The organism is Amycolatopsis pittospori (assembly GCF_013870525.1).
In the GTDB taxonomy this organism is placed as follows: Bacteria; Actinomycetota; Actinomycetes; order Mycobacteriales; family Pseudonocardiaceae; genus Amycolatopsis; species Amycolatopsis pittospori.
In genome coordinates this window covers 146,068-156,515 of sequence record NZ_JACBXD010000006.1, presented here as the reverse complement: position 1 = coordinate 156,515, position 10,448 = coordinate 146,068, and the positions used below count along the sequence as shown (strand labels likewise).

At 69.2% G+C, this 10,448-nt stretch carries 9 protein-coding genes; 6 read left to right on the top strand and 3 right to left on the bottom strand.

Annotation, left to right across the window (positions count from 1 at the left end):
• Positions 1-2: 2 nt before the first annotated feature.
• Entirely contained in the window at positions 3-1,010 is a 1,008-nt protein-coding gene (locus tag H5J31_RS05505; protein WP_236004709.1) for a hypothetical protein, read from the bottom strand.
• A gap of 99 nt (positions 1,011-1,109) precedes the next feature.
• Here H5J31_RS05505 and H5J31_RS05500 point away from each other — a divergent pair, with 99 nt between their 5' ends.
• Positions 1,110-1,811: a class I SAM-dependent methyltransferase gene (locus H5J31_RS05500; protein ID WP_181771348.1), complete on the top strand. Its 702-nt coding sequence runs from the start codon at positions 1,110-1,112 to the stop codon at positions 1,809-1,811.
• A gap of 94 nt (positions 1,812-1,905) precedes the next feature.
• Here H5J31_RS05500 and H5J31_RS05495 read toward each other — a convergent pair whose 3' ends face one another.
• Positions 1,906-3,936, bottom strand: a complete 2,031-nt coding sequence (locus tag H5J31_RS05495; RefSeq protein WP_181771347.1) for an ATP-binding protein — start codon at positions 3,934-3,936, stop codon at positions 1,906-1,908.
• Positions 3,937-4,133: 197 nt separating this feature from the next.
• On the opposite strand from H5J31_RS05495, the gene H5J31_RS05490 reads away from it, so the two are divergent.
• The 5 genes from H5J31_RS05490 to H5J31_RS05470 all read left to right on the top strand — a co-directional run bounded on the left by H5J31_RS05490 (position 4,134) and on the right by H5J31_RS05470 (position 9,658).
• Entirely contained in the window at positions 4,134-7,118 is a 2,985-nt protein-coding gene (locus tag H5J31_RS05490) for a family 16 glycoside hydrolase (protein WP_181771346.1), read from the top strand.
• A 197-nt stretch (positions 7,119-7,315) separates the two neighbouring features.
• Positions 7,316-8,032 carry a transglycosylase SLT domain-containing protein gene (locus H5J31_RS05485; RefSeq protein ID WP_181771345.1) on the top strand — a complete coding sequence of 239 codons (717 nt, stop codon included), beginning with the start codon at positions 7,316-7,318 and terminating at the stop codon, positions 8,030-8,032.
• Positions 8,033-8,049: 17 nt separating this feature from the next.
• Positions 8,050-9,093 (top strand): CHAP domain-containing protein, encoded by a 1,044-nt coding sequence (locus H5J31_RS05480; protein WP_181771344.1) that lies wholly within the window; start codon positions 8,050-8,052, stop codon positions 9,091-9,093.
• A complete protein-coding gene (locus tag H5J31_RS05475; protein WP_181771343.1) occupies positions 9,090-9,356 on the top strand; it encodes a YbaB/EbfC family DNA-binding protein in 267 nt (88 codons plus the stop codon). The genes H5J31_RS05480 and H5J31_RS05475 overlap by 4 nt, the downstream gene beginning before the upstream one ends.
• Positions 9,353-9,658, top strand: a complete 306-nt coding sequence (locus H5J31_RS05470) for a hypothetical protein (protein ID WP_181771342.1) — start codon at positions 9,353-9,355, stop codon at positions 9,656-9,658. The genes H5J31_RS05475 and H5J31_RS05470 overlap by 4 nt, the downstream gene beginning before the upstream one ends.
• Here H5J31_RS05470 and H5J31_RS05465 read toward each other — a convergent pair whose 3' ends face one another.
• Positions 9,659-10,429 carry an ESX secretion-associated protein EspG gene (locus tag H5J31_RS05465; RefSeq protein ID WP_181771341.1) on the bottom strand — a complete coding sequence of 257 codons (771 nt, stop codon included), beginning with the start codon at positions 10,427-10,429 and terminating at the stop codon, positions 9,659-9,661.
• Between the last annotated feature and the right edge of the window lie 19 nt (positions 10,430-10,448).

Sequence of the window (10,448 nt, the reverse complement as noted above, 5' to 3'; positions counted from 1 at the left end):
CCCTATCCCTTGAGACTTCGGGCGACGGCGGCGTCGAGCGGCCGGAGCGCGGGGGCGACCGCGACGCCGAGTGCGAAACAGGCGGCGAGGGCGGGCAGGCCGAGACCGAATCCGGCGGCGACGCGGGCTAGTTCGTCGTCGACGAGGTCGGCGACCGAATCGCGCTCGGCGGCGGGCAGCCTGCGCAGGGTGGCCCGGACTCGTCGTTCTACGCTGCGTTCGAGGAGTTCGGCGCCGGTCTCGTCCCGCCGGTTCAGCGGTGGGACGGAAGTGCGGTCTCCACGCTGGAGGCCGAGATCCGGCACGGGCACACCGGAGATCTTGTCGATCGCGGTGGTCAGGGTGGCGGCACCGCCCGGTTGCCGCAAGGCGAGGCCGAAAGCGTGCCCGGCGGCCGAAGCGGCGAGGTCTCGCCAGGCGGCGTCGGAAAGACCATCGACGAAGGCCCGCAGCAACGCGACGTCGTCCTCGGTCACGGGTTCGGCGGACTCGGCGTGCCAGCGGCGCTGAAGTTCCGAGGTCAGATCCGCCGAGATCCGGGGATCCGCCAGGTAGCCGGTCAGCTGATCGACGCCGGTGGTGCCGCCCTCGCCGTGCAGGTCCCGCAACGCCGCGGCAGCCGTCGCCGGCGCCTCCGGCCCTGGTGTGCCGAAGCCCGTCGCCAGCTCGTAGGCCAGCGGAAAGCACACGTCCTGGACGTTGCCCGCGGTGATCCGCAAGGCCCGGCGCTGACGTTTGAGATGGGTGAACCACGCGGCCGTCGCGCGCAATCGGGGCGCGTCCGCGAGGAGCAGTTCCGTCACTTCCGCCGCGGCGGCCGCGTCGAGCACGGGTCGCCCCAGCCGGGGACGCGCCGCCGTGCGGATCACCAGAGGGTCGATGATCTTCTTGATCGTCCGCGTCAGCGGTCCGCCGTCGGCCGACGACAGGACCTCGACACCGGGGAGGGCCTCCCATGCCTGCGCGAGAACGGCCGACCGCAGCCGGGACTCACCCGATCCCGTCGTCATCGCCCTCCCTCGCTCCCTTCGCACTCTAACCGAGCAGACGACGCGGGCGGCTTCTCCCGGTCCTTACCCTGGAAGGCCGTGGGCGGGAGGAGTGCCTGGATGCCGACGCCCGCGAACGAGGCCGTACCCGTCGACTACGAGACCGATCCCGGACGTTTCGCGGCCAATGTCCTTTCGACGGCGTGGTTCTCCTCATGCGGCGACGTCCATCCGGAGATCGCTCGCCGTCTCGAAGGCTGCTCACTCGTACTGGACGTCGGCGGGGGCACCGGAGCGCTCTCACGTTTGCTCATGCGCCGGAACGTGCCGACGGTGGTCGCGGACCTCTCGTCGCACGTCTCCCACGCGCCGGGGTTCGCGGTGCAGGCGGATGTCGCCGGTCTCCCCTTCCGCGACGGGATCTTCGACGGCGCCGCGGCGTTGTGGATGCTGCATCACGTGCCCGACCCGATCGAGGCGCTCACCGAAGTGAGCCGGGTGCTCGCCCCCGGCGGCCTCCTCGCCGTATCGGCGTCCAGCCGCTGGAACGACCCCGAACTGGCGTGGGCACTCCCGCGGTGGGGACGCCCGTCGAGCTTCGACGCGGAGGTCGCGGAAACCCTGCTGGGCAAGGTGTTCGAGGTCGACGCCGTCCGCGTCTGGGACGCCCCGCTCGTCACGCTTCCCGACCACGCCGCGGTCGCGCTGCATCTGCGAGGCAGAGGTCTTCCGGAGCGAACCGCGCGCCGGCTCGCGCGCGAGGTGGCGGTTCCCCTGTCCCTCACCAAAAGAGGGCTGGTCGCCTGGGCACGGAAGACCTAGATCCGCGGCGGACGGGCACGCTACGGAGCGGTTGCGAAAGCCACTTTCGCAACCTTCAGTGTTGTGAAAGTGGCTTTCGCAACACCACCCCTGGCTAGATCCGCTGGAGACGGGCGTAGACGTCGGCGGCCCTGGGCGCCCCCAGCTCGTTGAAGATCTTCAAGGCATCGCCCCAGCACTCCCGCGCCGGACCGGCTTCGCCCGTCGCCTCCCAGAGCTGGCCGAGATGATCCAGAGCCGCTGCTTCGCCGTAGCGATCCCCCATCTCACGGCGGATCTCGAGCGCGCGATCGAGATGCCCGTGGGACTCCCCGCTCCGGTCGATCTTCTGGAACACGAGCGCGAGACCGACCAGCGTTTCCGCCTCGCCGTACCGATAGCCGATCCGATGCCGGATGTCCAAGGCCTCCTGCAGGTTCTCGTAGGCCTTGTCGAACCGGCCGAGTTCGTGGTTGGTCAGCCCGAGGAAGTGCAGGGTCTGCGCGACCCCCCATTCGTCGTCGAGTTCCTGGAAGACCGCCAGCGCCTCCCCGTGGTAGTCGAGGGCTTCGACGAATTCCCGCTGTTCGTGATAGGCGATGCCAAGGCTGATCAAGGCCTGCCCCTGTCCCCAGGCGTCGCCGATCCGGCGCCGGATGGCGAGCGCGGATCCCAAGTACCTCAACGCTTCCTCGAACCGGCACAGATCCCGGTGGGCGATGCCCAGCCCGGCGAGCAGCGAGGCTTCGCTGAACGGGTCGGCGCAACGCCGGGCGGCCTCCACACCCGCCTTGTAGGTCGCGATCCACTCCGCCCACGGCTTACGCAGGGTGAAGAACGCCCACAAAGCGAGCGGCAGCCGGCACGCGATCTCCGGCCAGTCCGCGGCCAGCGCGGCGTGCACCGACGCGACCAGAGTGGCCTGTTCGGCCTCACACCAGCCGAGAGCGTCGCCGTAGCTGCTGAATTCGAGCAGGTCGGACCGCTCGACGGTGACACCGAGCGGAGTACGCCTGCGCATCGGGGTGAGCACGCGATCCGCGGAATCGGCACAGGCCAGGTACCACTCCAGCAGCCGCTTGGGCGCGTTTTCCCGTTCGTCGGGCGTTTCCTCGGCGTCGACGCACTCCTTCGCGTAGACGCGCAACAGATCGTGGAACCGGAACCGATCGCGATCGACTTCGAACAGGAGGCAGCCGCCGGTCAGATTGTCGAGCCTGCGCCGGACATCCGACGGCGGGGATCCGGTCAGCACCGTCGCGGCGGCCACGCTGATGGTCGGCCCGGGATGCAGGCCGAGAACCCGGAAGACGCGGGCGGTCTCGGGATCGAGAGCCCGGTACGACCACGAGAAAACGGGCCGCAGCGCGGACATCTCGTCGTCGCCCGTTTCGAGCGCGTCCAGCGTCCGCGCCTCCGACGTGAGTTCGCCGAGCAGGTCGGCGAGCCGCAGGTAGGGATGGGCGGCCACGCGTTCGGCCGCGATCCGCAACGCGAGCGGCAGATGTCCGCACAGGCCGGCCAGTTCGGCGATCGCGCCAGGTTCGGCGTCCGCGCGTTCCGGCCCGATCACCTTGCGCAGCAGGGCTTCCGATTCCGCCGGGGTCAGCATGTCCAGGGTGATCCGGTGCGCGCCGTTGCGGACGACGAGACCCGAAAGACTGCTGCGGCTGGTCACCATCACGAAGCAACCGGACGTACTGGGCAACAGGGCGCGGACCTCGTCCGGGGAGGTGACGTTGTCGAGGACGATGACGAACCGTCGATCGTTCACGAGGGACCGGAACAGCGCCGACTTCGCTTCGAGGCTGCGCGGGATCATCTTCCCCGGCACTTCGAGAGCGGTCAGAAACCCGGCGAGGGCCTCATGGGGCGTGGTCGGCGGGCCCGGAGCGTAACCGTGGAGATCGCAGTAGAGATCGCCGTGCGGGAACCGCTCTCGCTGCCGATGCGCCCACTGCACGGCCAACGCCGTCTTTCCCACGCCCGGCGCTCCCGCGACGATCGCGACCGCGATCGGCTGCCCGTCCCTCCCCCGGTCCGCGAAAGAGCTGAGCTTGGCCAGTTCCGCCTCCCGCCCGATGAAGGTGGCGGTCACGGCGGGCAGTTGATGCGGGATCAGCGGCGAACCCCCGGAACGATCCATACCGGCTCTGTCGTCCCGGCCGCGGCCACCGTCGCGTCTCAGGCGAGTTCCCACCTGAATGGCGCAAACGGTGCGGCGCGACCATTAGGGCTAACTTTCGTCCGAGTTGTACATACTTTCGTTGACGCCGGACGAAAGTCCTCTTAGGTTCAGCGGACGTCACAGAGGTGCTCCGCCGCCGACCTCGAGGAGCAACGATGCTTCCGTCTGTCCGAAGGCGCTTCAACCGGTCCATCGTCGCCTCATTGGCGCTGGTCACGGGCCTGACCGGGTTGGTAACAGCCCCGGCCGAAGCGGCCATCCCGCCCCAGCAACCCGGAGTCACGCTCCGCACGTACGACCTCCAGCGCGCGATCGACAAGCTCTGCGTGATCAAGTCCGGCCAGACTCCCAACGTCGACAAGCTGATGCCGACGATCAACTGGACCTCCACGGCCGACTTCGGGCTCAACGAGCAGTTCGTCTCCGAAGTCATCGGGAACATCAACATCGCCACCGCCGGCCAGTACGAGTTCCGGCTCACCAGCGACGACGGGTCCCGGCTGCTCATCGACGGCCAGCGGGTGATCAACCACGACGGCCTGCATTCGGGGACACCGGCGACCGGTTCGGTCCAGCTGGGCACCGGGTATCACGCGTTGCGGATCGACCACTTCGACAACACCGCCGATCAGCAGGTCACCCTCGAATGGCGGCCACCGGGCGCGGCCGATTTCGCGCTCGTGCCCACTTCGGTGCTCAGCACCGACGCCGACGTCGTCCGGGTGACGTCGCCGGGACGCAAGGAATGCGAGGGCGCCGCCGATTCGCCGGGTGACGGACTGCCGCTGAACGCCGTCCACCCCGGCTTCACGCTGACGAACCTGCGACCCGACGGGTTCCAGCCGCAGGTCACCGGGATGGACTGGCTGCCCGATGGGCGGCTCGCCATCGCCACCTGGGGCGGTTCGGACAAGGTGCTCGGCGAGGTCCACCTGCTGAGCAACGTCTCCGGCAACACCGACCCGACCAAGGTCCGGACGAAACGCGTCGCCAGCGGGTTGAAGGAACCGATGGGCGTCAAGTACGTCGACGGCAAGCTGTACGTCTCCGAGAAGACGCGGCTCGTCGAACTGAACGACACCAACGGCGACGGTGTGACCGACGACTACCGCACGGTCGCCACCTGGCCGTTCGGCGGCAACTTCCACGAGTTCGCGTTCGGCCTGCTGTACAAGGACGGGTTCTTCTACGCCAACCTTTCCGTCTCCATCAACTACGGCGGCGCGACGACCGATCCGCAGCCCGCGCCGAACCGCGGCACCACGATCAAGGTGAACAAGGCCACCGGCCAGGTTTCCTACATCGCCGGAGGGCTCCGCACACCGCACGGCATCGGGTGGGGACCGGAAGGCGACGTCTTCGTCACCGACAACCAGGGCGGCTGGCTCCCCGCGAACAAGCTGGTGCGGGTCAAGCAGGACCGCTTCTTCAACCACTACACCAATCCCCCGGGCCCGTTCGACTCGAAGCCGGTGACGGCGCCCGTGTTGTGGTTGCCGCACAACGAGATCGCGAACTCGCCGAGCAACATGGTCATGCTGTCGCAGGGCCCCTTCGCCGGGCAGATGGTGTACGGCGACGTGACCTACGGCGGCCTGCAGCGGGCCTTCCTGGAGAAGGTCAACGGCGAGTACCAGGGCGCTGTCTTCCGTCTCACGCAAGGACTCGAGTCGGGCGTCAGCCGGATCAGCCTCGGTCCGGACGGCGCGATCTACACCGGCGGGATCGACGGCGGCGGCAACTGGGGTCAGCCCGGCAAGCTCGCCTACGGTCTCCAGAAGGTGACGCCGAACGGCACGAACGCCTTCGACATCCGCGCGATGCGGGCGGTCGCGGGCGGGTTCGAACTCGAGTACACACAGCCGCTGTCGGCCGAGACCGCGCAGAACCTGGCGGCGAAGTACCAGGCCCAGCAGTGGCGCTACCAGCCCACCGCGGCGTACGGCGGGCCGAAGGTCGACGAGCAGACCCTGTCCGTCACCTCCGCGAGCCTGTCCCCCGACCGCAAGAAGGTCACGCTGCAGGTGGCGGGGCTGAAGGCCGGGCACGTGGTGCACGTGCGGTCACCGCGGCCGTTCGCGTCGGAGTCCGGCGCGGCGCTGTGGAGCACCGAAGCGTGGTACACGCTGAACTCCCTGGTCGGCGGCCCGGCCGCGAGCACGACCTACGAGGCGGAGCGGGCCACGCTGGCCGGTGGCGCCGCGACCAACACCAACCACGCGGGTTACGCGGGCACCGGATTCGTCGACGGGTACTGGAACCAGGGCGCCTCGACGACGTTCACGGTGAACGCGCCGACCGCCGGGGCCTACAACGCGGCCCTGCGGTACTCGAACGGCCCGGATCCGGCGCCCGGGACCAAATCGGTGACCGTGTACGTCAACGGGGCCAAGGTCAAACAAGTCAGGCTCGCGAGCACCGGCAACTGGGACACCTGGAACTCCCAACCGGAGACGCTCAACCTCAAGGCCGGGGCGAACACGATCTCCTACCGCTACGACACCGGCGACGCGGGCAACGTCAACCTCGACAGCCTCACCGTCACGGCTGCCCAGCGGATCCAGTTGTTCAACGGCACGAACCTGAACGCCTGGGAGAAACGGGCGGGCGGCGCCGCGACCTGGCCGGTGGCCGGCGGGGCGATGGAGTCGAACGGCGGTGACATCCGGACGAAGCAGCAGTTCGGCGACTTCCGGATGCACGTCGAGTGGAACGAGCCGAACTACCCGCCGGAGGTGACCGGCCAGGCCAGGGGCAACAGCGGCGTCTACCTCCAGGAACGCTACGAACTCCAGGTGCTGGAATCGTTCGGCGACACAACGCTCGCCAACAACGAGGCCGGTGCGATCTACCTGAAGAAGGCACCAGACCGGAACATGGCGGCGGCGCCGGGAACGTGGCAGACCTACGACATCACCTTCCGCGCGGCCCGTTTCGACGGTGCCGGGAACAAGACCGACAACGCCCGGGTGACGGTGGTGTGGAACGGCGTCGTGGTCCACAACGACGTGGCCATCGACGGCGGCACGGGCGACAGCAACCCGGAGAACGCGGGCCCGGGGGCGATCCGCCTCCAGGATCACGGTGACCCGGGCGAGAACCCGAAGTTCCGCAACATCTGGATCGAGCCGGTGAGCTAGTACTGCTCGGCCCGTGGGGCCGCGGTTGCGAAAGCCACTTTCGCAACGGTGAAGGTTGCGAAAGTGGCTTTCGCAACGTTCCGTTGTGGCCATCGCGAACCGGCGCCACCGCCGTGTCCTGACCGCCTGTGCAACGCACGTGTCCACGCGTGCAACGCCGGTTCCCTCCGGCGTGCACAGGCGGTCAAGCTCGTTCCATGACCAAGCTGACCCCGGAACAGATCGCCCGGCACGCCTACGACGCCGGCTTTCGCGGCGACGGGCTGACCACGGCGGTGGCGGTCGCGCTCGCCGAGTCCGGCGGGAACACCCGGGCCCACAACGCCACCCCGCCCGACAACTCCTACGGGCTCTGGCAGATCAACATGCTGGGCGCGATGGGGCCGGAACGGCGCAGGCAGTTCGGCCTCGACTCGAACGCCGAACTGTTCGACGCCGCCACGAACGCCAAGGCCGCCAACAAGATCTCCGGCGACGGCAAGTCTTGGACGCCGTGGTCGACCTACACCAACGGCGCCTACGAACGTCACCTGCCCGCCGCGCGCAAGGCGGCCGAGGCCGTGCGGAAACACCCCGGCAAAAACCCTTCAGGCGGCGGCCTCGGGCAGATCCGGGTCGACGGGCAGATCCTGAACGGCTTCGTGCGACGCACCCGGCGGGTCGGCGACGCCCTCACCTCCGCTTCGGCGAACCAGGTCAAGGACGTCCGGTCGATCGCCGACGACAGCTTCGGCAAGATCGGCAAGGAGTCCGGGTTCGCCGACGCGCTCGGCGACTTCGGCGCAGCTCTCCAAAGCCAGGTCAAGGCGGTCGGTACGTCCGCCGACAGGCTCGCGGACGCCGCCGCCAAGGCCGGGAAGGCCTACCACGACCGCGACGCCTCGGCCGCCGCACGCCTGAACCAGCTCGCCTGACAGCGTTGGAGACTTCGATGGACACCCTGGCCACCGCCCGGCACTTCGCCGCGGACATCCTGGCGCACCGCAACAAGCTCGCGGGCAAGGCCGAGGACGCCGCCCGCGTCCAGTTCGCCCTGCACCAGGTCTCGAAAACCCTGCACGACCAGCACGACCTGCACAAGAAGGAGACCGACGTCGTCCTGAGCCATTGGGACGGCAAGGCGTCCGACGAGTTCGAGCGCACGACCATGCGGCTGCGCAAGGACATCCGGACCACCGCCGACGCGAGCACCGACGCCGAGCGGGTCGTCGCCCGGGTCACGTCCACTGTGGACAGCGGGCACACCGCCGTCCAGCGGCTCGCCGACGAGTACATCGGCAAGGCCAAGAAGCTCCTCGACGACGCCGCCGGGGTGGGCTCGCGGGCCGCGATGGCCACCGCGATCGCCGCGGCCGCCGATCTCGCGCCGCGCTACACCAAGCAGTCGGCCGCGACCTTGCGGAAGGTCAACGACGAACTCGGCGACGCCGCGAAACGGCTTCGAGCCCTGCGCAAGGAACTCCGTCACGACGGCGTCGCCGACCGGAAGGTCGCCGACAAGCCCGACGGTTCCGGTCACGGCAAGCCGGGTGGGACGAGCCCGAGCAAGGCGACCTCCCGCGGTCAGAAGGTCGTCTCCGCGGCACGCAAGGAACTCGGGACCCGCGAGAACCCGCCCGGCAGCAACCGGAACCCGTACGGCCCGACGGCGCCGTGGTGTGCCTCGTTCGCCACCGCGATGTGGCGCAAGGCCGGGGTCAAGATCCCGATCCTGCCCTTCACCGGCGACGTCTACCGCTGGGGGCAGCAGCACGACAAGGCGTACGGCAAGAACTCGTTGAAACAGGCCAAACCCGGTGACGTCCTGCTGTTCGGGACCGGGCCGCAGAGCCCGTCGACGAGCACCCACATCGGGATCGTGGAGAAGGTGGAAGGCAACAAGGTGACGATGATCGAGGGCAACTCGGGCGACTCCGTGCGCCGCAACACGCATACGCTGTCCAGCTCCACCTTCTACGGCGGGGTGCGCCCGTGAGTACCGGGAAAGCACGCGACCGCGTGCTCACGGTCGAGGTCGAAGCCGGTGGTGCGCTGCGGGATCTGCGGATCGAGGAGTCCGCGCTGCGGCTCGGCCCGGAGGAACTCTCCAGGCGGATCCTCGGTCTCGTCGACCGGGCGGCCGCTCAGGCGAGCCGCCGGCTCGACCTGGACGACGCGGACTCGTTGGGGCTCGGGACGAGCGCGGAGCTGGCCGAAGCGGTCGAGGAGACGACCCCGGACACTTGGAGGGTGCAGTGATCGACGAGCGCGGTGTCGAGCAACTGCTGGAAGACGCCGAGGCCCCGGACACCGACTACCGCGGTCGGCTGGCCGCTGTCACCGGTGAGGCCAGTAGCGACGGCGTCACCGTGACGGTCGATCTGTACGGGAAGCCGGTGGGGCTGCGGTTCGACCGGGCCGCGCTCACCTCGCGCGCGAGCGACCTTTCCGCGCTCGTGCTCCGGCTGGCCGCGGCGGCCACCGTCCTCGCGCTCGACGCCGGCGAGTCCGTTGTGGACGGTATCGCCGACGATTTCGCCTTACCCGCCTGGCGTTCCTGATCAGGTGACGTCGTCGATCATCGGTTTGAGCCGCTCGGCGAGCCATCCGGCGTCGGCCGGGGTGACCATCACCCACGGCTCGCCGCCGACGTTCTCGTGGGTGACGGCGTAGCGGCCGGCCTCGGTGTCGAACCAGCTGAGTACCGGGGTCCGGCCGCGCACGCCGTTCACCGCGAGCTGGCCGGCGCCGTAGCGGGCCGACGTCACCATCGTCGCCAACGGCCGCACGGTTCGCCCGGTGATGCCGGCTTCGGCCAGTGCGCGCTCGAAACCGTCGTAGCCGGCCCTTGCGAAGCCGGCCATAGCCGCCGAGAAAGCGGCCCGCGGCAAGCGGATCTGGTCACCCGGTCCGGGCACGCCGTCGCCGAGCATCCGGCCGACGGTGACGACCAGATCAGCCGCACGCAACGGTTCGAGGACCAGGTCCTTCTCGTCGAGGACGGCCAGCACGCCGTGGGCGCCCCGGACCGCGGCGAGCATCCGCCACGGCTGTTCGCCGAGCACCAGCGCGTCCACCGACAGCGCGGGTGAGCCCAAAAGGACGAACAGGTCCTCGACGGCGGGATCGATGTCCTCGCCGCTGGTGAATCCGGCCTCGGCCAGGTCCGCGAAGACACGCTCGCCCAGTTCGTCCCGTTCGTCCATGGTTTCGCCGTGCGAAGCCACTTCGAGCGGATAAGGCAGCTCACCGTTCCCGAGGTCCGCCCACAGGAGGTCGAATTCCAGATGTGACAGGACGATGCCCGCCGAACTCCCCGAACGCCGCGCCATGGCCCTTCCTCCCCTAGGT